The organism is Streptomyces sp. NPDC001270 (assembly GCF_042896695.1).
Taxonomy (GTDB): Bacteria; Actinomycetota; Actinomycetes; order Streptomycetales; family Streptomycetaceae; genus Streptomyces.
Map to the genome: position 1 here is coordinate 420,179 of NZ_JBIAXM010000002.1, position 24,325 is coordinate 444,503.

A 24,325-nucleotide genomic window follows, 5' to 3' on the forward strand; every position below is an offset into this window, starting at 1 on the left:
ATGGCATCCACTTCCGTCAGCCGCGTCGTCCAAGCCTCCCCCGATGAGGTCTGGAACCTGATCGGCGGCTTCCACTCCCTGCCCGACTGGCTGCCCTTCATCCCGGCGAGCGTCTCCGAACAGGGTGGCCGCGCACGCCGACTGACCAGCGCCGACGGCGAAGTGATCGTCGAACAGCTGACGGCGTACGACCTGCTGGAGCGCTCCTACAGCTACACCTTCCTGCAGACGCCGTTCCCCGTCACCGGCTACCTCTCCACCCTCCGCGTCCACGCCCTGCCGGGCAGGCCGGAGGCGGCCGAGGTCCAGTGGAGCGGACGCTTCGTTCCCGATGGTGTGACCGACGAGGAGGTCGAAGCCCTGTTCACCGGCATCTACCGGGACGGCCTCGACGCCCTGGCCGCCGCGATCGAGCGGCGGTGAACGGCGGCCTGTGACGGGATCCCGGCTGGACGTCCGGCCGGGCGGGCGGCCCGTGGCTGCGAACCCCTCGTCACGTGTCACTGGGCCCGGGCGGCGCCGGTAGGCCGGAGTTCTCCGACGCCACCGGCGCCTCCGTGCGCCCGGCCGGACCGGTGTTGACCTTCGAGTTGGTCGAAGGGCGACGATGGCGGGGTGCCTCCTTCCGAACTCTCCGAGCTGATGCCGATCGGCGTCTTCGCCCGACGCAGTGGTCTCACTCCGAGCGCGTTGCGGTTCTACGCGGACTCCGGACTGCTGCGTCCCGCCGAGGTCGACCCGGTCACGGGCTACCGCTACTACGGCGCCGACCAGGTCGCACGGGCCACGGTGCTGCGTCGGCTCCGTGAGATCGCCATGCCGCTCACCGCGGTCGGGTCGGTCCTCGACGCCGAGCCCGCAGAGGCGGCGCGGCTGATCGACGAGCACGTCGCGCAGATCCTCGGGGACGCGGCGGCGGCGCTGGAGAAGGCCGCCGCGGTCAAGTCGTCGCTCGCCGGGGTGCCGAGCGTGCCGATCGCCGTGCTGAAGGGGCCCGTACTGGCCGGCGCGGTCGAGCAGGTCCTCACCGCGACCGCACGGGAACCAGGCATGCCGGTACTCGGCGGACTGCACATGGAGGCGGCCGGAGAAGCACTGACGCTGACCGCGACCGACCGTTTCCGTCTGTCGACACGCACCTTGGTTCCTGTCGAGCCGGCGGCCACGGCATGGGCCGCCACCGTCGACGGTGCCGCGCTGCGGGCCGCCATCGGGCAGGTGGCGGAGGCCATCGCCCGACGGGACACCGCCCGGCGAGCCTCTGCCCCGGGCCCCACCGCATGACCGCCGTCCTCGGCCCGCCACCGTACGGTCCGAACCCGACCTGAGAAAGCGGTCCCGTGCGGCCCACGCCTTCAGTAGCCTCACGGCATGGTCTCGGACACGGTCGTCGTAGGCGTTCTCACCTTCGTGGGAACGGGGTTGGCCACGGCGGCGGGGCTCTGGCAGTGGCAGCGGGCCCAGGCCCGAGAAGCACGGGCGGACTTCCGTGTCCAGCGGGTGGCGGCCCTGAAAGAGGTGTGGGAGGCACTGTCGGACTTCGAGGAGGCGCAACGTACGGCCATGTCCCGCCGGGATCCGGCCGCCGCCAACGAGACGAGACGGCTGACACAGGTCAACCTCCTCCTTCTGCGGCGTTCCCCGTTCCTCCGGCCGGACGAGCAGGAATGGGCTCAGGCATTCGCGCAGCACGTGACGGAGATCGACACACTGATCCGGGCGCAGTTGAGCGGCGGTCGAGTCGATACGGACTGGTGGGAGACGACCAGTCTGCAGCCCGCGTCGTCACATGTCGCGGCCGTGGCCGCAGGACAACTCCAAGTCCTGCGGACGAAGTTGGGAGATCGTTACGCTGCGGTGGTGCGCGGAGACAGCGAATGATCCCGCGTTCGACGAGAGCCCGGAACGCGCACACCTCGCGGCCGGCGTTCGCGGGATCGCCCAGTCAGCCGTGCGCCTGCTGGGCGTGCTTGGGCAGCAGGCCCACCAGCAGCAGTGTCAGGAAGTTCAGGCCCGCCGCGATGCCGAAGACCAGTTCCGTGGCGGCGAAGTAGGCAGGGACGGACGGGTGCCCGACCCGGGCGAAGAACACCGTGCCGAGGGCGGCGACACCGATCGCGCCGGCGAACTGCTGGACGGCGTTGAGCAGGCCCGCGCCGGTGCCGACTTCCTCGGCGGTGGCATCGCCGATGATGAAATCGACCAGCGGGACGAACACCAGCCCGGAGCCGAAGCCGGTGAGCAGCAGCGCCGGCGCCAGCTTCCAGACGGTGATACCGGTGCCCCAGTGGGCGACGGACCACCACAGGGCCAGCAGGCCGACGACGGCGATGGACAGCCCCAGGTGCAGGCTGGAGCGGCCCAGCTTCTCGGCGAGTACGGCGCCGGCGAGCAGCACGGCGACCGCGGTGCCGAGGGCCCAGGGGATCAGCGTGAGGCCCGTGTGCAGCGGCGTCCAGTGCAGGCGGCCCTGCTGCAACAGCAGGTTGATGACGAGGACGAACGCGCTCAGTGACGCGTAGAACCCGGCCACGATCACCAGGCCGACGACGAAGCTGCGCTTGCGGAACAGCGACGGTGCGATGACCGGGTGCCTGCTGCGCCGTTGGGAGACGACGAACAGCGCGAGCAGGACGGCCGAGGCGGCCATCATGAGGTAGGTCCAGGCGGGCCAGCCGAGGTCGCGTCCCTGGATGAGCGGGACGACGAGCAGGGCCGATGCCGCGGTGAGCAGGCCGACGCCGGTGAGGTCGAGGCGGGCGGACCGGTCCTCCCCGCCGTGGCGGGGCAGGACCCGCCGGCCGAGTGCGAGGGCGGCGACGCCCAACGGGACGTTGATCAGGAAGATGGAACGCCACTGGCTGCCGAACAGGTTCAGGTGGAGCAGCCAGCCGGCGAGGATGGGCCCGGCCACCATGGTCAGGCCCATCAGCGGGCCGACCGGGGTCAGTGCCTTGCGCAGGTGCTGGGGCGGGAACACGACCTTCACCAGGGCCAGGCCCTGCGGGATCATGACCGACCCGAACAGGCCCTGAAGGGTGCGGGCGACGATCAGGAAGACCACATGGGGGGCGAGCCCGCAGGCCAGTGAGGTCAGGGTGAAGCCGGACATGCCGAGCAGGAACAGCCGTCGGCGTCCGAGCAGGTCCCCGAGCCGTCCCGAGGTGACCAGGCCGAGGGCGAAGGCCGCGGTGTAGGCGCTCAGCACCCACTGCACCGTCACCTGGCCGCCGCCGAGGTCGGCGCGGATGGACGGGCCGGCGAGGCTGGCGATGCTGGAGTCGATCAGATCCATGAGGTCGGCCAGGACCACGACGGCCAGGACGAGCCACGCGGTGCGCAGCGGCAGCGTACTGGTGGGAGGCGCTTGAGATATGCGCTGGTTGATGGACACGAACGCTGTTCTACATGCGAACGACGTTCCAATCAACACGAACATTGTTCTTAGTGAGGTAGAACACTGTTCGTTCGTTCGCTAGACTGCCCGCATGTCACCGACTCCGCAGGAACGGCGCGCAGTGCGGCACCGGCTCGGCACCGGCTCGGACGCAGTCGCGGCCCGGCGTGGACCGTCCGGCGGTCGCAAGAAGCCGATCACGGTCGACGCCATCATCGACACCGCGTTCGGCATCGTGGAAAGAGAGGGGTACGAGGCCCTGACGATGCGGCGCGTGGCCACCGCGCTGGAGACGGGACCGTCCTCGCTCTACGCCCACGTGGTCAACAAGGAGGACCTGGACGAACTGCTCATCGGCCGGCTGTGCGCCGAGATCGAGCTGCCCGAGCCGGACCCCGCGTGCTGGCGGCAGCAGATCGTCAGCGTCTGTACCCAGCTGCGCGACCAGTACCTGCGCTATCCCGGCATCTCGCAGGCGGCCTTCGCCGCCGCTCCGTCCAGTCTGGACACGCTGCGCGTCGGCGAGGGACTGCTCGGCATCCTGCTCGCCGGGGGTATCGAACCGCAGCCTGCCGCCTGGGCGGTCGACTCACTGTCGCTCTACGTCAACGCCTACAGCCTTGAGGTCTCCCTGGCCAACAGGAGGATCGGCAGCAGTGACGACAACTGGGTCGTCAGCCGCGACGAACTGCTGCGCCGATTCGCCGCACTGCCGGACACCTTCCCCCACACCAAGCGCTACGCAGCCGAACTCACCGAGGGCACCGTGCACGACCGCTTCGACTTCACCATCGGCCTGATGATCGACGGGCTCCCGGGCGCACGGCGGGAGCCGTGACCGGACCGGTCGCCCGGTCTCCGCGCCGGCCGCCCGGCAGCCCCCTGAAACGCAGACGGCACCCGGCCGAGGCGGCTCGGAAGTGCCACCTGCTCCTCTGTCAGGAAGCGGCCGACGGGACGCATCAGCGTCGGGATGCATCACCGGCGGGACGCATCCCGACCGGACGCATCAGCGGCGGGACATGTAGAGGTCCAGGGCCTTGTGCAGGACCTTGTTGAGCGGGTAGTCCCACTCACCGAGGTACTCGACGGCCTGGCCGCCGGTGCCCGCCTTGAACCGCAGGAGCCCCAGCAGGTGATTGCCCTCGTCCAGGGTGTCGGTGATGCCGCGGAAGTCGTATACGCCGGCGCCCAGTTCGTGGGCGTCACACATCATCCGCCACTGGATGGCGTTGTTCGGCTGGACCTCCCGCTTGCGGCTGGTGGAGGCGCCGTAGGAGTACCAGACGTGCTCCCCGACGGTCAGCATGGTGGCGGCCGCGAGGATCTCCCCCTCGTGCTGGGCGAGGTAGAGGCGCATACGGTTCTCGTCCTCGGCCCGCAGCACGGTCCACATCCGCTGGAAGTAGGCGAGCGGACGGGGGATGAACCGGTCCCGCTCGGCCGTCTCGGCGTACAGGTCGTAGAACACGGGCAGGTCCTCGTAGCCGCCCTGGGCGACGGTGACGCCGGCCTTCTCGGCCTTCTTGATGTTGCGCCGCCACTGCTGGTTGAAGTCGCGCTGGATCTCCGCCAGCGTGCGCCCGGCGAAGGAGACCTGGAAGACGTAGCGCGGCTGGCCCGCCGCGAAACCGTCCTCGCCGCCGGGCTCGGTCTGCTGCCAGCCCAGCCGGCGCAGCCGGTCGGCGACGTCCAGGGCCTGCGGTTCGTGCGCGGTGGCCGCCACGTCCCGCAGCCGCCCGGCCTGCGGGTCGGCGATCGCGGCCTTGACCGCCTCGGCACTCCAGCGGCGGGTGACGACGGGCGGCCCCATCTTCACCGAGAACGCGCCCCGCCGCTTCAGGTACGCCAGCATCGGTTCGAGCCACCGCTCCAGATCAGGAGCGGCCCAGTCGATGACCGGGCCCTCGGGCAGATACGCCAGGTACCGCTTCAGCTTCGGCAACGGCCGCAACAGCACCAGCCCGACGCCGACCAGGCCGCCGTCCTCGTCGAACCAGCCCAGACTCTCCGCCCGCCAGTCCGGCTTCACATCGCCCCATGAGGGAACCTGCATGTGACTCACCGAGGGACGAGCCGTGACGAAGGCCAGATGTTCCTCGCGGGTGATCGCCTTGAGGCGATAGCTCATGCGCAGCTCCTTTGTTCGACGCACAAGCCTACTGAGACGCAGGAGAGCGGCTCGGGATCTCACAGGCGCACGTGTCACGGCTGCTCGGCACCTGCTGCCGTACGGTCCGCGGGCTCGGACGGGCCCGGCTCCACGAAGCTGTACGGCGGCAGCGGACCGCTGACGCGCACTTCCAGATGCGGGAGGTTCGCCCGCACGTCCTCCACGGCCGCCAGGAACGCCTGTGCCGTGTCCCGTCCCACCAGGAAGGACATGGCGACCAGGCTGCCCGTCGACTCCGGCCCGGCACTGACGGCGGCGGCCTCCGCCTTCAGGGTCCGCGTCACCGCGGCGACGTCCTCGACCTGCTGGGCCCGCACCGCGGACACGACCATGTCGCCGAGCCGGGCCTTCTGCTCGTAACTGCCGCCGCCCGCAAGGCGGTTGGCCTCCGCCAGGTCCCGGATCTCCGCGTTCTGGCTCATCACACGGTGCAGCACGGCCTTCTCGATGGGGCTGGCCCTGACGTCGTACTCGACCATGCCGCTCAGCGCCCGCAGCCGCTCCTGGTAGTGACCGGCCCGTTGTACGAGCACGTCGGTGACGGTGTCGTCGTCGCGAGCGACACTGCCGAACCGCATGGGGAGCACGCAGCCGGTCGCGCCGACCTCGGTGAGTACGTTCTGGTGGGCCAGGAGGTCCCTTCGCTCGGGACGCAGACCTTCGGGCGCGTCACTGACGACCGCCGCCAGTTCACCCTCGGTGAGCGTGCGGACCGGACGGGCCGGGTCGCCGACGCCGACCGTGCCTTCCGGCGGCGCGGGGTGCGATGCGGCCGTGATCCCGTAGACGTACGTAGTCACTCCTGCTCCCCTTTCTTCGCGTTTCCTTCGCCCTTCCTTCGCCCCTCCCTCCTTTGTGCTCCGGTGCTCTCACCTCGCCGGGGCCGGGGCCGGACTCGCTCCGTGTGGCCGAATGTGGCTCACGCGATTCATGAGGGGCCGAGACGGACCGGGTGGCGCCGCTGGACGTCGAGTCCCCTCCGGCCCGGTGCACAAACCCCAGGGCGGCGTCCTGTGGGCCGCCTCCTGACGGGCGCGCACGGAAAGGCCGTACGGGAGAAGGCCGTACGAGGCTGGGCCGCAGGAGGGCGGGCCGTGCGGAGGAGGGCCGTGCGGACGAAGGCCCTGCGTGGGAAGGCCCTGCGTGATAAGTCCGGAAGTCCGCGCACGTCGTCGCGCCGTGTGGAGGCCGCCGCCCGGGGGATCTGTGCGGCCCGCCTGTCGCGCCGCCCCGTCCTGTGCGGCCTTCCCGTCCCCGAGGAACGACCCGCACACCGGCCCCGGCCTCCGCACATGGCCCAGCCCCTGCACACCAGGCGCGGCTCCCGCACACCGGGCAAGGCCCCGCGCCCCCGCACACCGCACCCGGGATCCCCACTCCCACCCCGTGAGAGGAGCGTGACGATGGTCAGGCCCAGGACCGCGGCGGCCCTGGCGGCGGGCACGTTGCTGCTGTCCACCCCCGCATGGCTGCCCCGCTCGGTCGTCGCCCTGCGCATGAAGGTGTTCGCCAAGGTCAACGGCGACGAGGGCATCACCTTCCCCAACGCCACCGCGGGCGCGGACCGCTTCCAGGAACTCTACGGCCACCCGGCGGCGAACGGCCGGAGCGAGGGCGCCGTCCTGTCCGACCTGTTCTGGTACTGGCTCGCGCCCGGCGCCGACGTCCATCAGGAACACCTGGAGGCCGGCCCCCGCTACGACGAGGTCGCCCGATGCACCCTCGCCTTCCTCGCCGGCTCCTCCGACCACCTGTACGCGCGTGCCGCCGCGCACACCGCGGCCGTACTCGACACCGTGGCCACCGGGCGGGTGACACTCGTCCGGCCGCGTGACCTGATGATGCCGGTGTGGGCGGAGTTCTTCCACGAGTTGGTCTTCGCCCGGCCCTGCCCGGCACACGTGCGGCGGCTGATCGTGGACAACGCCGAGGACGTGGTCAACGGCCTCAAGTGCACCCGACCGCGCCACCTGGGACGCCGTGACCGGCTGACCCGGCACCTGCTGCGCCGGCTCTCCGCAGGCGACACCACGCGCCGGCCGCTGCCCGCCTGCCTGACGCCGCTCCAGCAGGCGTACTACCTACAGGGCACCTTCTTCAACACGGCCGTCGTGCAGCTGTCGGAGGCCATGGCCCACCTGCTGCTCGCGCTCGCCCAACATCCCGACGTGCAGCGGCGGGTGGCCGGGCATCCGGACGACGACCGGTATCTCTCCCACGTCATCGACGAGACCTTCCGGCGCTACCCGCTGTTCGGCGTGGCCCACCGGATCACCACCGACGACATCGCCCTGGACGGTCCGCCGACCATCCCGGCCGGGTCCGTGCTGTGCTTCAGCTACCCCGACTACCACGCCTACGGATACCAGGACCCGGACGCCTTCGACCCGGAGCGCTGGGAACACACCTCGGCCAGGAACGCCCACCACATTCCCTTCGGGGTGGCTGCCAACCGGCCCTGCCCCGCCTGGCGTCTGGCACCCCTGATCATGCGGGCCGCGACCCGTGAGACCCTGTCCCGCTTCGTGCTCGACTCCTCCGTCTCCCACACCCGGTCCATCCCGCACCGTGCCCCCTGTCTGCTGATCCGCCAGGGACTCCGGGCTGCCGCGGCGGCAACGGTCCGCCCTGCGCGGCGCGCTGTGGACGCGGGACCGTTTCGAGGACGTCGGGCGCAGCATCGCCCAACTCGGGTTCGGCACCTGGATGGTGCTGGACGCCCGCCGCACCCGGCCGGCCTCCCGCCACTTCGCCTCCCACGACGGCCAGGGGCGTCCGCCCGACCGGTCGGCCCCGCCGACGGACGGCGACCCGCACGACGACCGGCACCACGTCCCGCACGACGACCCGCACGACGACGCGGACAACGCCGTCCGCTCGGCCACCGGCACCCCCACCGATATCAGCACCGGCACCGGGACAGAGCCCGGTACCGGCACGGCACCGCCCGCGCCCACCCGTACCTGCCCGCACACGGGCCGCACACCCTGACGCGCGTCCGAGGCCGCTGTCCTTGCGTGTCCGGAGACGGCCGGATCGGGTCCGGCCCCGTGCCCCATCGTCCGCAAGCCTCAACGCGCACTCCTGGAGAACGACGTGACGCAGAAGACGCTGGACTACCTCGTCATCGGCGCCGGACCGGCCGGCGTGCAACTCGCCTACTACCGGGGCCTGGTCCCACGCGAGCACGACCACGACCACGACGCCTGACCCGCGGACGACGGCCCGCGTGCCGGGTGCCTGGGTCAGGCCGACACGGGTCAGACCGATGCGTTCGGCGCTGTCGGTCGGCGGGTTCCGGACCGGCCGGTCGCCGCGGGTCAGCCGCGCACCGCGGCCAGGCACTCGTCGTACAGGTCCATGATGTCGCCCTTGCCGTCGTCGTCGACCCACGTCATCGACGCGGCATCCAGACACGCGAACGCCGCCGCGATCACCGCGCGGGCCCCCGGATCCGTCCTGCCCGCGGCAGCGTCCATACGTGTCCTGACGAGCGGCAGCAACTCGTCCTGGAACCGCAGTCGCTTTTCGAGCCAACCGGCGCGCAGCGAGGCGGTGTTGTGCAGGAGGCGGAACCGCGCCAGGGCCTGTTCGCGGCTCTCGTGCAAGGCCAGTACGGCGGCAACCCCTGCGCGCAGGGCCTCCCAGACATCGGCTTCGGCGGGCAGTTCGCTGATCGTGTCCGTCAGGACTTGTCCGAACCGGTCCTGGTCTCCGCCGAGGAGGTCTTCCTTGGTGCCGAAGTAGCGGAAGAGGGTGCGCTGGGAGACGCCGGCCTCTCGGGCGATCTGGGCGATGGACGTCTCGTCGTAGCCCTGCTCGGTGAACAGGCGCAGAGCCGTCTCAAGGATCTCCTGGGCGGCCAGCCGCCGTGTCCGGTCCCACAGCGTGGCCGGTGCACCCGTCGCCGTCTTGGCTTCCTGCTTCATGCCACCAGATTAGCCCAGCACTGCCAGACTGGCAGTCGCATCATGCTTGGCAGCGACTGCCAAAGTGGCGTACGCTGCCAATCGTGATCGCGCGACGCAGCCCGCCGCCCCACGGCCCGGAACCGCCCACCGGTCACCCGCCCACCTCCCCGCAGCACGCAAAGGAACCCACCATGTCCGCACCCGCAGCTTTGATCACCGGTGGAACCAGCGGCATCGGCAAGGCGACCGCCGAACTGCTCCACTCCCGCGGCTACCGCGTCATGGTCACCGGCATCGACAGTCTCGCCACCGCCGGACTTCCCGAAGACATCCTGACCGTCCGGGCCGACGCACGCTCCCTGCCGGACCTCGACCGGGCGATCGACCAGGCACGCCGGCGGTTCGGCTCCCTCGACCTGCTCTTCCTCAACGCCGGTGTCTCCCGCCCCGGCCCGATCGAATCAACCGACGAAGACGCCTTCGACGCCCTGTTCGACATCAACGTCAAGGGCAACTTCTTCACCCTGCAAAAGGCGCTCCCGCTCCTCAACGAGGGCGCCTCGGTCGTGTTCACCGTGGGCGCCGGGGAAGGGCTCGGGCCCGCCGTCACAGCCGCCAAGGGCGCCCTGCTGCCCCTCATGCGGTCCCTCGCGCTCGAACTCGCCCCCCGCCGCATCCGCGTCAACGCCGTCAGCCCAGGACTGATCAACACCCCTGCCTACGGCAAGGTGGGTGTCTCCCAGGAGATGATCGACTCCTGGGCCGGGGACGTTCCGCTCGGCCGCGTCGGCGCTCCCGCCGACATCGCCGAAGCCGTGGCCTTCCTCGCCTCGGACGCCGCCGGCTACATCACCGGCGACAACCTCATCGTCTCTGGCGGCATCGGTGTTCACACCCGCCCCTGAGGAGCGGCCCCGCACTCGGCTCTGACCGGGACGTTCACCGGGTCCGGTGGTATCCGGTGCCCCGACGGGCGACGTTCGCCCCGTCGCGACGCCCGGCCAGTGCCGCAGTGATGGTCAGTAGCGGGCACTGCTCGCCCGCAGCCGCGGGGACGCCACGGACGGGATCCCGTCCACGGTGGCTCCGGCGAACTGGAGCATGGGTGCCAGCGTCCTGTTGTTCACGGCCGGGAAGTTCAGTGCGGGAGCGGACACGTCGTCCAGCGTGGTGCGCTGGGCCTCGGTCAGGGTCACGTCCAGGGCGCGCAGATTGGCCTCGAACTGGTCCAAGCGGCGCGCGCCCACCAGGGTGGAGGTGATCCCGGGACGGCCCTGCACCCAGGCCAGGGCCACTGCGGCAGGGTCGGCGCCCACGTCGCCGGCGACGGCGTTGAGCGCGTCGATCACGACATAGTCGGCCTCGCTCGGGGTGCCGACCAGCTGCGCACGAGTGGTGTCGACCGGGCCGGTGATGGCGCTGGAGTACTTGCCGGACAAGAACCCGCTCTTGAGCGGCCCCCACGGCAGCACGCCCATTCCCAGGGCTTGGGCCATCGGGATCAGCTCCCCTTCCGAGGTGCGTTCGAGCAGGGAGTACTCCAGTTGCAGCGCGATGATCGGAGCCCACCCGCGCAAGCGCGCGATGGTGGCCGCCTCGGCCGTCGCCCACGCCGGCACGTCGGAGAATCCGACGTAGCGGACCTTGCCGTCGCCGATCAGGTCGTCCAGTGCCCGGAGGGTCTCCTCGACCGGCGTGACCGGGTCGAAATTGTGCAGCCAGTAGATGTCGACGTAGTCGGTCCGCAGACGCCGCAGCGAGTTCTCCAGCTGTTGCACGATCGCCTTACGGCCTGCTCCGCCGCCGTTGGGGTCGTTCTCGTACAGGTTGCCGAAGAACTTCGTGCCGATCACCACCCGGTCACGCAGTGCTCGCCGCCCGGCGAAGTAGTCGCCGATGATCTTCTCGGAGTGGCCGTTGGTGTAGATGTTGGCGGTGTCGATCGAGTTGCCGCCCCGGTCCAGGTAGGCCGCGAGGATGTTCTTGGACTCCTCTGGGCTGCAACCCCAGCCGTGATCCTCACCGAAGGTCATGGCGCCCAGGGTGAAGGGGCTGAGGCGCAGTCCCGAGCGGCCGAGCGTGACGTAGGAATCGAGCGACATGTCGAAGCTCCGAACTGGTAGGGGTACGAGACAGCTCGGAGGCCGTCTCCCTGTGCTCCTCCATTCGAGCCCGAAGCGTCGTGATCGCCTAGAACGATGCGTGCGGACCGTTGCACGATCCGCTCAACCTCGCCCGGATCATGTTGGCCTCGCGCACCCTTCCATGGTCCACTGGTGCGGTGCATCACCTGGACGAACTTCGTCACCGGATCGGACGGCTCGCCGCGGGCAGCCCACGCCCGTTGCGGATCGAGGGAATGACGGTGTTCTCGACCGAGCACACCACCGAACCGCTGGGCTCGGTCACCGAACCCATGATCGCTCTGGTCGTGCAGGGAGCGAAGCGGTCTGTCCTCAATGACCGCGTCTTCGACTACTACGCGGGCCAGTACCTCGTCGTGACCGTCAACCTTCCCCTGACCTCACAGATCATCCAGGCCACGCCGGCCGAGCCGTTCGTCGGGTTCGGGCTTCCGCTGCAACCCGCGATCATCGCGCAACTGCTGGTGGAAGCCAACCCCGCAGTCGTTCTCCCTCACGACGGTCCGGGCATCGCGACCAGCGACGCCGACGACAAACTGCTCGACGCCGTCGTCCGGCTGCTGGGTCTGCTGGACGAGCCACGCGACATCCCGGTACTGGCGCCCGCCGTGCGACGCGAGATCCATTGGCGACTGCTGAACGGACCCCAGGCGGCCCTGGTCAGACAGATCGGCCTGGCCGACAGCCGCACGACCCTCGTCGCCCGCGCGGTCGAGTGGATCAAGACCCACTACGACGAGGTGATTCGCATCGACGACCTCGCCGACGAAGTCAGCGTGAGCGTCTCCTCGCTCAACCGGCACTTCCGTGCGGTGACCGCCATGAGCCCGCTTCAGTATCAAAAACAACTCCGACTCCAAAAGGCTCGCATCCAACTCATCGCGGCGCCGCACGACGTGGCCGCGATCGGATACGCCGTCGGGTACGACAGCCCGTCGCAGTTCAGCCGCGAGTACCGGCGCATGTTCGGAGCCCCGCCGAGCCAGGACGCGGCACGCCTCCAGACCGCGGCGATTGTCCAGGAGTAGACGCCCGGTGATGCCGCCCCCCTCCGAGTCGGCGGCCGTAGTGACACCGATCAGCGGCGGCGGCTCGTCTCGACGCAGATCCCGCCTGACGTCACCTGAGCGGTGATCACCAGGATTTGTCAAGCTGCCGGGTCGCCGGGTCGCCGGGTCGCCGGGTCGCCAGGTCGCCAGGTCGGCCATCGCCGGGACGCCGGCCTGGCCGGGGCGGGGTGCGCCTGGCTCCCGGCGGGCCGGTCCGCCCCGGTACGCCGGGAGCCGGGCGGACGGGTTGTCGCGCCCACTCGCCGAGGTCCCGGCAGCCACGGGACGGCGGGCACCGGTGCTCCTCAGTCCAGTACGAAGGTGCCGCCCGCGGTCGTCGCCAGGTCAGCCCCGAGGGCGGGTGCCGGCGTCCAGGCCCCGGGCCTGCCGACGCCACGGGCCAGCAGTTCGGTGACGGCGGCGGTGACATCGGCCGTGAAGTCCATCCCGTCGCCGGCACGGAGCCATCCTTCGCGCCGGGTGCCGTCCGCCCACTCGACGACGGCGTGCCCCCAGGAGTGCTCGCGCGGACCGGGCGCGGCTTTGACCCGTACCCGGCCGAGCCAGTCGACGGCGCGGCGCCGCACCGCCGGAACGGACAGCAGGCGGCCCAGCAGCGGGAGCAGGGCACGTATCAGCGGAGCGGTCGGCACGAGAGCGGAAGTGGCGGTGACGAACGGTGCTCCGCTCACCGCCTGCGCCGCGACCAGCTCGCCGGACGCGACACCTGCCGACTTCGCCGACTCCCCGTCCGGGAAGGTGAGTTGCTGCGGGTCGGCGCCGAGGCGCGACCTCACCAGCAGTCCGTTCTCGTACCGCCGCCCGCCGGTGGTGAGCACGTCCACGATGCCGGCCGCCAGGGCGGCACCGAGCACACCCGCCTCGACGGCCACCGAGGCCACGGCGTCCACCCGCACCCGGTGCGGCGCGGGCCGCCCTTCACACAGCTTCGCCACCACCGCCTCCGTCGCCAGCACACCGAATCCGGCGCCGGTGACCAGGGTGCTGCCCGCCCGCACCGCTTCGTCGTGCAGGGCGAGCAGCCCCTCCACGGCAACCACGTCGTTGGCCTGGTCGACGTAGTGGCCGCCGGGCATGCAGGCACGGGCGATCACCGGTGCCGTGGCGGCGAAGGCGCCCATCGTGTTCACCACCACCCGCGGGCGCTCCCGCACGATCTCGTCCGCGATCCGCTCAGCGGAGTCGGCGACGACGACCTTCGCGTCCCCGGGCAGGCCGGCTTCGGCCCCGACGGCGACCATCCGCTCCCGGCTGCGCCCGACCGGCACGACCGTCAGCCCCCGCGCGGCCAGTCGCGCGGTCACGCCCCGGCCCACACGGCCGGTCGCCCCGACTATCCATACCTCGTCGTTCGTCCTGCTCTCGCCGGTCGTCCCGCTGGTCCCGCCGGTCCCGCCGGTTTCGCTGGTCTCGGTCATGCGAACGTCACCCACCCTGCCTGCTCCGGGCCGCACCGGAGACGGGCGCCCCCAGTGATGACACACTGTGTCGTGAGTGCAGGCTAGCACCGACGACACAGTGGGACATCGCCTGTTACAGTCCACCTATGGCTAGGTGGGATCCGGGTGCCGAGCAGCGCCTGAAGCGGGCGGCTCTGGAACTGTGCCTGGAACGCGGCTACGACAACGTGACGGTGACCGACATCGCCGAGCGGGCCGGACTCACCCGGCGCTCCTACTTCCGCTACTTCCCGGACAAGCGCGAGGTCCTGTTCGCCGGTTCGGAGCGCCTGCCCCCGGCGCTCGCGGAGGCTGTCCTGAAGGCAGACCCGGATGCGGCTCCGCTCACCGCCGCCCTCGACGCGCTGGCGCACGTCGGTGCCCAGCTCGTCGAGCACATGGACGGCGCGACGGAGCGCCGCGCGGTGATCGACGCCAGCCCGGAGCTACAGGAGCGCGAGCGGACCAAGACGGCCGCGATCACCGAGGCGATCCGCGATGCCCTGACGCAGCGTCAGGTGAGCATCGGGACGGCCGAACTGGTCGCCCAGCTTGCCACGGTGGCCTGCAACAACGCCTTCCGTCGCTGGTTCGAGGCCGAGGAACGTACGAGTTTCGGCAGCTGCCTGGACGCGGTGACCGACGAACTGCGAGCCGCCCTCGCCGAGACGTGAGCGGGGCGCCTGGCCGACGCCATGACCAGCTGCCGGACACCCGCACACCCGCTTCATGACAGCGCGGGTCGAGGTAGAGAAAAAGGACGACGTACTCGTCAGTCCTGCTTCGACACCTGGTAGTGGGCGATGCGCCAGTGATCGGCGATGTGCCTGAGGACGATGCTGAGGGTGACTTTGACGGGCGGCCGGTCGGTGAAGGAGAAGTCGACACTCAGGTAGCCGAGCAGTGCGTCCGCCGCCAACTGCCGTGTTTCCAGCACCCGATAGTCGGCTGTCAACCCGAGAGGCTGGGCGTCGTAGTACTCGGCGACTCCCTGACGCCCGACGGTGTAGGGACGGAGACCCTGGAAGATCGCGTCTTCCGTGAAGTGCGAGGCGACCTGCTGCGGTTCGTGTGCGTCGACCCCGGCCTTCCATCCGTCCATGACGCCGGACAGGATCGCTTCCTGCGCTGTTGTGCTGGTCATCTGGGTTCTCCTTTTCGAAGGGGCGCGGGGATCTTTCGAAGGGGCGCGCGGGTCTTCCGAAGAGATGCGCGGGTTTTCCGAAGGGACGCGCGGGCGGTAGATCGAATACCGCCTTCCGTGGCCGTGGCTTCCGCAAGGTGCATGGGCGCGGGTCCGGAGGGGATCAGGCGGTGGGGCCGGTCGGGCCCGGGTCATTGGGGTGTGGCTGCACGGCGGTGACCACCGCGGTCATCCAGGGCCACAGGGGCAGTGTGCCAAGGACCTTCTCGCGCAGATCCGCCTCGTCCTCGGCGCGCCACACCCCGATGCTCCGAAGCTCGCCCACCGGGCGCCACAGCCGGACCAAATGACCCGCGGAGGCAAGCTCCTTCGCCCGGACGGCCTCTTCGGCGCGGCGGCGGCTGACCTCGGTGGGGTCGGTGCCCTCGGGCACGGTCGTGGTGAGCTCGACCAGGAACTCCTTCATGGCCTCTCCTCTCTCGGTTCTGCCGGGGCGCGTGCGACCTACGGTGCCGGACGGCTCCCGGTACGGCCCGTCGGGGCCGCCGGGGCAGAAGGTTAGTTGACCGGTCGGCTAGTTGCAATCTCCGGAGCACAGCCTCCGCGGCGCGCGGGGGATCGCCTGCCTGTGCGAGGCGGCGAGGTGTCGGCACGGGTTGGGTCCTCGGGCTCAAACCCGAGGGGCGCGCGGGTGTGTCCCGTGGGCGCGGCGCCCAGCACGGAATCGGCACCTCGTCGTCCGGCCCGCCATGCGGCAGATGGCCACTTCCGGCGGGTGGGGGCGGCCGTTTTCTTCTGTGGGTGCAGGCTCCCGCCGCAGGTGGCGGGCCCGCCGTGGGGCCGCAACACTGGAAGCCCCGTTGGTGGCGTTGAAAATAGTCGACCAGTCGTCTAGTTTTTCGGTCGCGAGCTGACACACGTCGGTGCGCACAACCATTCCGAGAGGGAACAGTCATGAGCACTTCCGGTCAGAAGGTCGCCGTCATCACCGGCGCATCCCAGGGCATCGGCGCAGGACTGGTGGAGGCGTACCGCAAGCTCGGCTACGCCGTCGTGGCCACTTCGCGCACCATCGCCCCCTCGCAGGATCCCGACGTCCTGACTGTTCAGGGCGACATCGCCGACCCCGCTACGGCCGAGCGGGTGGCCGCGGCCGCCGTCGAGCGCTTCGGCCGCATCGACACGGTCGTCAACAACGCGGGCGTCTTCGTCGCCAAGCCGTTCACCGAGTACACCCAGCAGGACTACGACACGGTCATCGGCGTCAACCTGGCCGGGTTCTTCCGCATCACTCAGCTCGCCGTAGAGCAGATGCTCCGCCAGGGAAGCGGTCACATCGTCCAGATCGGCACGAGTCTCGTCGACCACGCCAACTCGGCCGTCCCCTCGGTGCTCGCCTCCCTCACCAAGGGCGGGCTGCAGTCCGCCACCAAGTCGCTGGCCGTCGAGTACGCCGCCCGCGGCATCCGCAGCAACGCGGTCGCCCTCGGTGTCGTCAAGACCCCCATGCATCCGGAGGCGCAGCACGAGACGCTCGCCGCGCTGCACCCGCTCGGGCGCATGGGTGAGATCAGCGACATCGTCGACGCGGTCGTCTACCTTGAGAACGCCCCCTTCGTCACCGGTGAGATCCTCCACGTCGACGGCGGCCAGAGCGCCGGTCACTGACCGCATGCGCCCCCGGTGCCCCCGGGCGCCCCGTGCGGCGCCCGGGGACCGGCATGCGAAATAGACGATCGGTCGTATACTCTCGCCATGGGACGCACCAGTGATGCCAAGGAGAAGATCCTCACCGCCGCGCACTCGCTCATCGAGCAGCGCGGATACACAGCACTCGGTGTCGCCGAGATCTGCAAGGCCGCCGGCGTGCCCAAGGGCAGCTTCTACTACTTCTTCGATTCGAAGGAGACGCTCGCCCTGGCCGTGATCGACCAGCAGTGGGAGAGCCAGCGCGGCGACTGGACCCGGGTCCTGCGGGACGACGCGGAGCCACTGGAGCGGCTCCGCCGACTGCTGGAGGAGACCCAGGCGGACCTGCGCGAGGGCCAGCAGAGCTGCGGGACCGTTTCCGGGTGCATGTTCGGAAACCTCACCCTGGAACTGAGCAACCAGACCGAACCCATCCGCGAACGCCTCCAGGAGATCTTCGACGCCCAGGTGAAAATGGTCGACGAGGTCATCACCGAGGCCCGCGAGCGCGGAGAGGTCTCCGTCCGCGACACCACGGAAGCCGCCCGGTCGATCGTCGCCCAACTGGAGGGCCAGGTGCTGTTCGCCAAGCTCTACAACAACACCCAGCGCCTCGAAGCCCTGTGGGAGAACTGCCTGTCACTGCTCTCCGCCCGCCGAACATACACAGCGGCCTCCTGAGCAGCCGAGGCTCCCGCCACGGGGGCCGGCGTCGACGACCAGCACACCGTCCGGGCACACCGAGGTGCCCGGCGCCGCTTCCCCCAGGCCGTCCAGGCCGTCGCGTTGGCGGGCGCGGGTGCTGCTCGCGTTGGACACGTCGGTCGGTGAGGTCGATCCGCGGGCGGTGATCGCAGAGCGGGGCGGGGTCTCGTGCGAGTCGGTCCGCCTGATCTCGAAGCGGTACGTGGAGACCGGCGGCGATGTGTGGGCCACGGTCGGCCGGAAGGAGCGCGCGTTCCCGCCGGTGTCCTCCCCGGTGACCGGGGAGGTCGAGGCGAGGCTGATCGCGCTGGCCTGCTCGGCACCGCCCAGGGGACATGCCCGGTGGTCGCTGCGGCTGCTGGAGAAGCATGTCGCGCTGGTCGAGGACATCCCGGATCTGGACCACTCCACCATCGGACGCGTCTTAAAAAAACGGAACTGCGTCCTCATCCGAAGAAGTGCTGGACCATCCCACCACGGGCGAACGCGCAGTTCGCGGCCCGGATGGAAGACGTCCTGGCTGTCTACGCCCGGCCCTTCGATCCGGCACGTCCGGTGGTGTGCATGGACGAGAAGCCGTACCAGTTGCCCGGCCACGTCCGCGATCCGCTTCCCGCGCGGCCGGGCCGTGACCGTCGCGAGGACAACGAGTACGTCCGCTCGGGGACCTGCCCGATCTTCTGCTGGGTCGAGCCGCTGCGCGGATGGCGACGCGTGGACGCCCGGCCCCGCCGGACCAAGGTCGACTGGGCGCACCAGGTCGAGCACCTGATGACCGTGGACTACCCCGACGCCGCCACGGTCGTGCTGGTGATGGACAACCTCAACCCCCACACCATCGCCTCGCTCTACGAGGCGTTCGACCCGGGGAAGGCATTCGCGCTGGCCCAGCGCCTGGAGATCCACCACACCCCCAAACACGGGTCCTGGCTCAACATCGCCGAGATCGAGCTCTCCGCGCTCACCCGCCAGTGCCTGGACCGCCGCATCGACGACCTCGCCGTGCTCAACGCCGAACTCGCCGCCTGGCAGCAGCAGACCAACAACGACCAGCGCCAAGTCGCGTGGCACTTCACCACCGACGACGCACGCGTGAAACTCCGCCACCTCTACCCAACCACACAGCAAAAATAAGCCGCGACAACCTACTGGCCTCTCCGTGCCCACGGTCGGAGCTTTTCCGGGTTGCGGACGGCCCAGATCTGGGTGATACGCCCGTCGGAGACGTCGAACGAGGCCACGGTCATGACGACGCCGGCGCGCTGGGCCACCAGGCCCGGCGCACCGTTGACCGACCGCTCCAGGAGTTCGAGTCCCGGAGCCTTCTCGGCAATGGCGACCATGTACTGGGCGATACGTGCGCCGCCCTCGACCGGGCGCAGGACGGTGCCGACCTGGCCGCCGCCGTCGGCGGTCAGCACGGCGGCTGGGTCAAGGAGAGCCACGAGGGCTGCGATGTCCTTGGTCTCCCAGGCTTCTTTGACGCGCCTGACGACCTCGGCCCGGCCGGTCGCCGTCACCGGAGTGTGCGCGCCGCTCACCCGCCGCCGGGCGGAGGCCGCCAGTTGCTTGCAGGCCGCGGGGGTCCGGCCGAGAACGCCGGCGATCTCGGCGAACGGGTACCGGAAGACGTCGTGCAGGACGAACGCCACCCGCTCGGCGGGCGTCATCGACTCCAGGACGATGAGGAAGGCCATGGCCACCGATTCGTCCAGGACGACCTGGCCGGCAGGGTCCGCCGAGCCGGCGGGACCGGCGCCCGCACGATCCCACTCGGTGCGGTCAGGCAGCGGCTCGGGCAGCCACGCACCGACGTAGCGTTCACGGCGGGCCCGCGCCGAGCCGAGCAGGTCCAGGCAGATGCGGCTGGTCACCGTCGTCAGCCAGGCACCGGGGGACAGGATCTCCTCCTGCCTGCTTCGTGACAGCCCGTACCAGCGTGCGTAGGCATCCTGCACGGCGTCCTCGGCCTCGGTCACCGAACCGAGCAACCGGTAGGCGACATTGATCAGTTGGCGTCGCTCGGCGGCCATCTCAGCCGTGCTGACTCCGACAGTCCCCATGGTTCCGGCCGCCCCCTCGCCTTACCTTTCGCAGGCCCGCGTCGTCGACCTCACGAGACCTTATCGATCCACTGCCCGAGGGCGGAAAAGAGGACTGTCGACATGGCCACTCAGGCGACGACGGCGAAGGCACGGCGCGGCTCCTCGTTCCTGCGGATCGCGATCGCCCTGCAGACCCTGACCATCTTCTTCCAGGCGGTCTCCGCCGGACTGCTGCTGACCTCGTCCTACGGAGAGACGCTGCACAGCGTCGGGGCCCGTGTGATGTACGGGGCGTCGATGCTGTATCTGCTCGCGGCGGTGCTGGCGTGGAAGCCGGGCGGCGGCTCGCCCCGGCCGGTGTGGCACGCGTCGGGATTCCTCGTACTCGCCTCGGTCCAGTCGTACTCGGCATCGCGCACGTCCCGTCGGTCCATCTCCCTCTGGGGGTCCTGATGTTCGGGCTGAGCGTGCTGGCGCTGGCCCGGCGCTGAGGTCCGATCCGGGGCCCGCCAGATCAACCCGGCCGCTTCCTGTGCCACGGCCGCGTGACAGCAGGGGCATGGGCGCGGAACCTGTGGCGTTGCCGGTCGTGGCCTTCGGGGCAGACGGTACGGAGGCCGGGCCCGCGGAGCAGCCGGTGGGGCAGGGATCGCGTTGCGCTTCCGGGACGGATGCCGAGCGGGGCTGTGCTCTGGTCCGCAAGATCCACACCCGGGGAACCGACAACCGCTGGACCGGTCGGCCACAACCGACAGTTGTGCTCATAGGGTGTCGGCATGGACTTCGACACCGTCCGGACCTTCGTCGTCGCCGCCGACGTGGGGCAGTTCCAGGAGGCGGCCGCGGAGCTGGCGGTCACCCAGCAGGCCGTCTCCAAGCGGATCGCCGCGCTGGAGCGCACTCTCGGCGTGCGGCTGTTCACCCGTACGCCGCGGGGTGCCGAGCTGACCATCGACGGGCAGGCGTTCCTGCCTCACGCACGCGATCTGCTGCGGGTCGCCGAGCGCGCCGTCGCGTCCGTACGCCCCGGCCGCCGTCCACTGCGCGTCGACATGATCGCTTCGCGCGGCGCGGCGTCGGGCCTGCTGCGCGGCTTCCACCAAGCGCACCCGGACATCGATCTCGATGTGATGACCCTGTTGGACATCGAGACGGCCGTCGCCGCCATCCGGTCCGGCGCGATCGACGCGTCCTTCCGTGCCGTCGCCATGCCCGGCCGGCCCCTTCCCGAGGACATCGAGTCCGTCCGGGTGCTCGACGAGACGCTCCAGCTCCTCACCGGCCCGGAGCACGCGCTCGCGGACGCCCGGTCGGTGACCGTCGCCCAGCTCGCCGGGCACCGGATCTGGATGCCCGGCGTCGTCCCCGGCACCGAGTGGCGCGCCTACTACGACGACCTCGTCGCCGAGTTCGGCCTCACCATCGAGGTGACCGGCCCCAACTTCGGCTCCGACGCACTCCTCGACACCATCGCCGGCACCCCGGCCCTGGCGACCTTCATGGGCGAGCGGACCCGGCACGTGTGGCCCGCCGGCCACGGCCTGCGCCGCATCCCGGTGACCGACCCGACACCCGTCTACCCGCACTCGCTCCTCTGGCGCCGCGACAACCCCCACCCGGCGCTGGCCACCCTCCGCGCCCACCTCGCCGACACGGCGGCCGGCCTCGACGCCCCCGGGACCTGGAGGCCCGGCTGGGTGATGCCGCACTGAACACCGCCGCCGCGCCCACAATCACCGTGGCCGGATCGACCGGGGGCGAGGTGTCGGCGCGCGCCGCACGCGACACCACGTAGGAGCAGGAGAACGAACGCTTCCGTCTCCCGGGCAGGAGAACGAACGTCCCTTTCTCCAAAGGCCGTTGGCGGGGAGTTCGGTGTCCTGTAGCCGTGCGGGTGGTTTACCGTTCCGATCCGTGTCAAGCCGCTGGCAGTGTGCTGCTCATGTGCCCAGTGTGATGCGCGATGAGTACATACGACATGAGCACCCCCGGCGCGATCACTCCCGGTGCGACTACTTCAGGTGCGATCACTTCCGGCACGGAGAACACGGACACACCGAGCGAGAAACACCCCGAGCCGGGGGCTTTAACCACCTCGCAGCCTTCGCAGCCCGCGCAGTCCGCAGGGTCCGCGCCCCGTTCGCCGGGCGTGCGGCTGTCGCGACGTGCCGTGGTCGCGGCGAGCGGCGCCGGTGCGCTCGCCGCGGGACTGACCGCCGCGTCCGCCACGCCCGCCACGGCGCTGAGCCCCGCCGCCGCGCCCCCGCCGGCGCCCGCGGCGGTACCGCCCGGCACCGACCCCAAGGCGTACACCACGGTCGCCCGCGCCATCGCGGTCTACGACGACAACGACACATCCCTCGTACCGTCCTATCTGAAGGTCATCGAGAACGGACTGCCCGCGAGCCGGGCGAAGGCGACGAAGCGGGTCCTGGTCGTCGGTGCCGGACCGGCCGGCCTGCTCGCCGCCGACCTGCTCAACCGGGCAGGCCACGACGTCGTCGTGATCGAGGCGAACGGCAACCGCGTCGGCGGCCGCATCAAGACGTTCCGCAAGGGCGGCCACGAGAACGGGGAACAGCCCTTCGCCGACTCCAGGCAGTACGCCGAGGCCGGGGCCATGCGACTGCCCGAGAGCCACCCCCTCCTCATGGCACTGCTCAAGAAGCACAACCTCCCCCTCCAGGAGTTCTACCTCGTGGATGTGGAGGTCGAGAACCCGGCGAAGCAGGCCAACCGGGCCTGGATCCACGTCAACGGCGTCCACATGCGCCGGGCCGACTACGAGCAGCACCCGGAAAAGATCAACGACACCTTCGGTGTCACGGGCCCCCACCGTACGAAGACCGCCGCCGCCATCCTCGCGGCGGCACTCGAACCCGCGCACCAGCTCATCCGGGGCAAGGAGGGCACCGCCCTCGTGGGCGGATGGGCCGAGATCCTCAAGCGGTACGGCCACTGGTCCATGTACCGGTACCTCACCGAGGTCGGGAAACTCGACACCAGGACCATCGATCTCGTCGGCACCGTCCAGAACCTGACCTCGCGGTTGCATCTCTCCTTCACGCACAGCTTCCTGTCCGCCGCACTGATCGACCCCAAGACCAGGTTCTGGGAGATCAAGGGCGGCACCGCGCTGCTCGCGGACGCGATGTACACGCCCGTGAAGGGAAAGGTACGGCTCGACAGGCGTGCCGTACGCATCGAACGCCACGCAGGAAAAGTCAGGGTGCACACCGTTTCCGAGGAGTGCCAGACCGGCCGGGGCGGTACCACGGAAGTCTTCGAGGGCGACGAGGCGATCGTCACCGTCCCCTTCGCCGGACTGCGCCACGTGGCCTTCGACCCCCCGCTCACCTACGGCAAACGCCGGGCCGTCACGGAACTCCACTACGACGCCGCGACCAAGGTGCTGCTGGAGTTCTCCCAGCGCTGGTGGGAGTTCACCGAAGCGCAGTGGAAGAAGGCGCTGAACTCCATCGAGGACAACCTCTACGACAAGTACCGGGCGGGCAAGGTCAAGGACGGCACGTACCTCGGCGCCCACAAGTCCGTGCGGGACCTGAAGGTGACGATCCCCGACGAACTCAAGCAGTGCTTCACCTCCTTCCGTCCCACCGGCGGTGACCCCGAGGCCGCGCACATCCGGGGCGGCGGCAACGTGAGCGACAACGCCAACCGCTTCCTGTACTTCGAGCACGCACATCCCATGGAGGGCAGCGACGGAGGCATCGTGCTCGCCTCCTACAGCTGGTCCGACGACGCCCTCAAGTGGGACGCGTTCGCCGACGACGAGCGGTACCTGCGTGCGCTCGCCGGGGTGCAGGCGGTCTTCGGCCGCCGGTGCGAGGTCTTCTTCACCCACAAGTGCAAGACACAGTCGTGGATGCGTGACCACTATGCCTACGGCGAGGCGTCGGTGCTCCTCCCTGGCCAGCACACGGAACTCTTCCCTGACGTCCCCACGTCGGAGGGACCGCTGCACTTCGCGGGGGACCACACGTCCGTCAAATCGGCCTGGATCGAAGGCGCACTCGAGTCCGCGGTCCGGACCGCGCTGAAGGTCCACACGGGCTGACAGGTGTTCACGGGCTGACAGATGTCCACGGGCTCATCCGCAGCCCGGCGACCATCACCTGCATCCACAGTTCAGGACGGTGCCGGGCCTGTCGTTGACATCAGCATGCGCGGTCCGGGACGGGGGCCGGGCCCGCCGTCGACGTACGGCGGGCCCGGCCCCGATCCGCCGACAGCCCGGCCGTGCTCCCGGGTGCGGGCCGGGGCTCGTGCGCACGCTGCCGACCCGTGAGTTTGCAGTTCGGGCCACAGGTATTTTCCCGAGCCCCCGGAAGCCTCCGCCGATCAGCAATACGCTCGAACAGCGTGTCCTTGAACGGGGGTTGACGTACGTACGTGATCTGGTGCGCCAAGTGGTGGTGCAGGAAGCACCGCACGAGGTTCCCGTGCTCGACAGTCTCCGTGACTTCGACGACGACCAGGCCCTTCGTGTCCTCAACCGGACGGGGCAGAAGCAGGAGCCACTCGGTTTCGGCTACGCCGAGGCCGCCGCCGTGGTCACTCCTGTCGTCTGGATGGTCCTCGACCAGG

Annotated in this window: 21 protein-coding genes and 4 pseudogenes; 16 read left to right on the forward strand and 9 right to left on the reverse strand. The window is 70.2% G+C overall.

The annotated features are described in order from the left end of the window. From ACFY2B_RS05710 to ACFY2B_RS05720, 3 genes and pseudogenes are all read left to right on the forward strand, one after another. Entirely contained in the window at positions 1–423 is a 423-nt protein-coding gene (locus ACFY2B_RS05710) for an SRPBCC family protein (RefSeq protein WP_390761863.1), read from the forward strand. A gap of 219 nt (positions 424–642) precedes the next feature. Continuing rightward, a pseudogene (locus tag ACFY2B_RS05715) lies at positions 643–1,221 on the forward strand (MerR family transcriptional regulator); the annotation flags it as partial. Between the two features lie 150 nt (positions 1,222–1,371). Beyond that, positions 1,372–1,881 carry a hypothetical protein gene (locus ACFY2B_RS05720; RefSeq protein ID WP_390761864.1) on the forward strand — a complete coding sequence of 170 codons (510 nt, stop codon included), beginning with the start codon at positions 1,372–1,374 and terminating at the stop codon, positions 1,879–1,881. A gap of 64 nt (positions 1,882–1,945) precedes the next feature. On the opposite strand, the gene ACFY2B_RS05725 is transcribed toward ACFY2B_RS05720, so the two are convergent. Next, complete coding sequence (locus ACFY2B_RS05725; RefSeq protein WP_390761865.1) at positions 1,946–3,394, reverse strand: MFS transporter; 1,449 nt, start codon at positions 3,392–3,394, stop codon at positions 1,946–1,948. A 94-nt stretch (positions 3,395–3,488) separates the two neighbouring features. On the opposite strand from ACFY2B_RS05725, the gene ACFY2B_RS05730 reads away from it, so the two are divergent. Continuing rightward, complete coding sequence (locus tag ACFY2B_RS05730; protein ID WP_390761866.1) at positions 3,489–4,235, forward strand: TetR/AcrR family transcriptional regulator; 747 nt, start codon at positions 3,489–3,491, stop codon at positions 4,233–4,235. Between the two features lie 171 nt (positions 4,236–4,406). Here the strand turns inward: ACFY2B_RS05730 and ACFY2B_RS05735 are convergent, their stop codons facing one another. Both ACFY2B_RS05735 and ACFY2B_RS05740 read right to left on the reverse strand, forming a co-directional pair. Continuing rightward, on the reverse strand, positions 4,407–5,528 hold the full coding sequence (locus tag ACFY2B_RS05735; protein WP_390761867.1) for a lipid II:glycine glycyltransferase FemX: 1,122 nt from the start codon (positions 5,526–5,528) through the stop codon (positions 4,407–4,409). A 74-nt stretch (positions 5,529–5,602) separates the two neighbouring features. Continuing rightward, a complete protein-coding gene (locus tag ACFY2B_RS05740) occupies positions 5,603–6,370 on the reverse strand; it encodes a GvpL/GvpF family gas vesicle protein (protein ID WP_390761868.1) in 768 nt (255 codons plus the stop codon). Positions 6,371–7,699: 1,329 nt separating this feature from the next. Here ACFY2B_RS05740 and ACFY2B_RS05745 point away from each other — a divergent pair. Together ACFY2B_RS05745 and ACFY2B_RS05750 are read left to right on the forward strand one after the other, a co-directional pair. Then, positions 7,700–8,074, forward strand: a pseudogene (locus ACFY2B_RS05745) (cytochrome P450); the annotation flags it as partial. Positions 8,075–8,276: 202 nt separating this feature from the next. After that, positions 8,277–8,561: a hypothetical protein gene (locus ACFY2B_RS05750; RefSeq protein ID WP_390761869.1), complete on the forward strand. Its 285-nt coding sequence runs from the start codon at positions 8,277–8,279 to the stop codon at positions 8,559–8,561. Positions 8,562–8,890: 329 nt separating this feature from the next. Here ACFY2B_RS05750 and ACFY2B_RS05755 read toward each other — a convergent pair whose 3' ends face one another. Further along, on the reverse strand, positions 8,891–9,499 hold the full coding sequence (locus tag ACFY2B_RS05755; RefSeq protein WP_390761870.1) for a TetR/AcrR family transcriptional regulator: 609 nt from the start codon (positions 9,497–9,499) through the stop codon (positions 8,891–8,893). 173 nt (positions 9,500–9,672) lie between these two features. Between ACFY2B_RS05755 and ACFY2B_RS05760 the strand changes: the two genes are divergently transcribed. Next, complete coding sequence (locus ACFY2B_RS05760; RefSeq protein ID WP_390761871.1) at positions 9,673–10,386, forward strand: SDR family NAD(P)-dependent oxidoreductase; 714 nt, start codon at positions 9,673–9,675, stop codon at positions 10,384–10,386. Between the two features lie 114 nt (positions 10,387–10,500). On the opposite strand, the gene ACFY2B_RS05765 is transcribed toward ACFY2B_RS05760, so the two are convergent. Further along, on the reverse strand, positions 10,501–11,583 hold the full coding sequence (locus ACFY2B_RS05765) for an aldo/keto reductase (protein ID WP_390761872.1): 1,083 nt from the start codon (positions 11,581–11,583) through the stop codon (positions 10,501–10,503). Between the two features lie 257 nt (positions 11,584–11,840). Between ACFY2B_RS05765 and ACFY2B_RS05770 the strand changes: the two genes are divergently transcribed. Further along, entirely contained in the window at positions 11,841–12,653 is an 813-nt protein-coding gene (locus ACFY2B_RS05770) for an AraC family transcriptional regulator N-terminal domain-containing protein (RefSeq protein WP_390761989.1), read from the forward strand. A 326-nt stretch (positions 12,654–12,979) separates the two neighbouring features. Here ACFY2B_RS05770 and ACFY2B_RS05775 read toward each other — a convergent pair whose 3' ends face one another. Beyond that, positions 12,980–14,113: a saccharopine dehydrogenase NADP-binding domain-containing protein gene (locus ACFY2B_RS05775; RefSeq protein WP_390761873.1), complete on the reverse strand. Its 1,134-nt coding sequence runs from the start codon at positions 14,111–14,113 to the stop codon at positions 12,980–12,982. Between the two features lie 128 nt (positions 14,114–14,241). Here ACFY2B_RS05775 and ACFY2B_RS05780 point away from each other — a divergent pair, with 128 nt between their 5' ends. Next, positions 14,242–14,808: a TetR/AcrR family transcriptional regulator gene (locus ACFY2B_RS05780; RefSeq protein WP_390761874.1), complete on the forward strand. Its 567-nt coding sequence runs from the start codon at positions 14,242–14,244 to the stop codon at positions 14,806–14,808. 98 nt (positions 14,809–14,906) lie between these two features. Here ACFY2B_RS05780 and ACFY2B_RS05785 read toward each other — a convergent pair whose 3' ends face one another. Together ACFY2B_RS05785 and ACFY2B_RS05790 are read right to left on the reverse strand one after the other, a co-directional pair. Next, a complete protein-coding gene (locus ACFY2B_RS05785; protein ID WP_390761875.1) occupies positions 14,907–15,278 on the reverse strand; it encodes a YybH family protein in 372 nt (123 codons plus the stop codon). Positions 15,279–15,441: 163 nt separating this feature from the next. Beyond that, entirely contained in the window at positions 15,442–15,744 is a 303-nt protein-coding gene (locus ACFY2B_RS05790) for a muconolactone Delta-isomerase family protein (RefSeq protein WP_390761876.1), read from the reverse strand. A 488-nt stretch (positions 15,745–16,232) separates the two neighbouring features. Here ACFY2B_RS05790 and ACFY2B_RS05795 point away from each other — a divergent pair, with 488 nt between their 5' ends. The 4 genes and pseudogenes from ACFY2B_RS05795 (at position 16,233) to ACFY2B_RS05810 (ending at position 18,806) form a co-directional block, all read left to right on the forward strand. Further along, positions 16,233–16,946 carry an SDR family NAD(P)-dependent oxidoreductase gene (locus ACFY2B_RS05795; protein ID WP_390761877.1) on the forward strand — a complete coding sequence of 238 codons (714 nt, stop codon included), beginning with the start codon at positions 16,233–16,235 and terminating at the stop codon, positions 16,944–16,946. A gap of 87 nt (positions 16,947–17,033) precedes the next feature. Further along, positions 17,034–17,648 (forward strand): TetR/AcrR family transcriptional regulator, encoded by a 615-nt coding sequence (locus ACFY2B_RS05800; protein ID WP_390761878.1) that lies wholly within the window; start codon positions 17,034–17,036, stop codon positions 17,646–17,648. A 244-nt stretch (positions 17,649–17,892) separates the two neighbouring features. Continuing rightward, positions 17,893–18,039, forward strand: a pseudogene (locus ACFY2B_RS05805) (helix-turn-helix domain-containing protein); the annotation flags it as partial. Further along, positions 18,015–18,806 carry an IS630 family transposase gene (locus ACFY2B_RS05810; protein WP_390761879.1) on the forward strand — a complete coding sequence of 264 codons (792 nt, stop codon included), beginning with the start codon at positions 18,015–18,017 and terminating at the stop codon, positions 18,804–18,806. The pseudogene ACFY2B_RS05805 and the gene ACFY2B_RS05810, both read left to right, overlap by 25 nt. An 11-nt stretch (positions 18,807–18,817) precedes the next feature. Here ACFY2B_RS05810 and sigJ read toward each other — a convergent pair whose 3' ends face one another. Continuing rightward, positions 18,818–19,735, reverse strand: a complete 918-nt coding sequence (gene sigJ, locus ACFY2B_RS05815; RefSeq protein WP_390761880.1) for an RNA polymerase sigma factor SigJ — start codon at positions 19,733–19,735, stop codon at positions 18,818–18,820. Positions 19,736–19,837: 102 nt separating this feature from the next. Here sigJ and ACFY2B_RS05820 point away from each other — a divergent pair. From ACFY2B_RS05820 to ACFY2B_RS05830, 3 genes and pseudogenes are all read left to right on the forward strand, one after another. Further along, positions 19,838–20,208 (forward strand): annotated as a pseudogene (locus ACFY2B_RS05820) (hypothetical protein). A gap of 285 nt (positions 20,209–20,493) precedes the next feature. After that, a complete protein-coding gene (locus ACFY2B_RS05825) occupies positions 20,494–21,429 on the forward strand; it encodes a LysR family transcriptional regulator (protein ID WP_390761881.1) in 936 nt (311 codons plus the stop codon). A 251-nt stretch (positions 21,430–21,680) separates the two neighbouring features. Beyond that, positions 21,681–23,795 carry a flavin monoamine oxidase family protein gene (locus ACFY2B_RS05830; protein ID WP_390761882.1) on the forward strand — a complete coding sequence of 705 codons (2,115 nt, stop codon included), beginning with the start codon at positions 21,681–21,683 and terminating at the stop codon, positions 23,793–23,795. Positions 23,796–24,325: the final 530 nt, after the last annotated feature.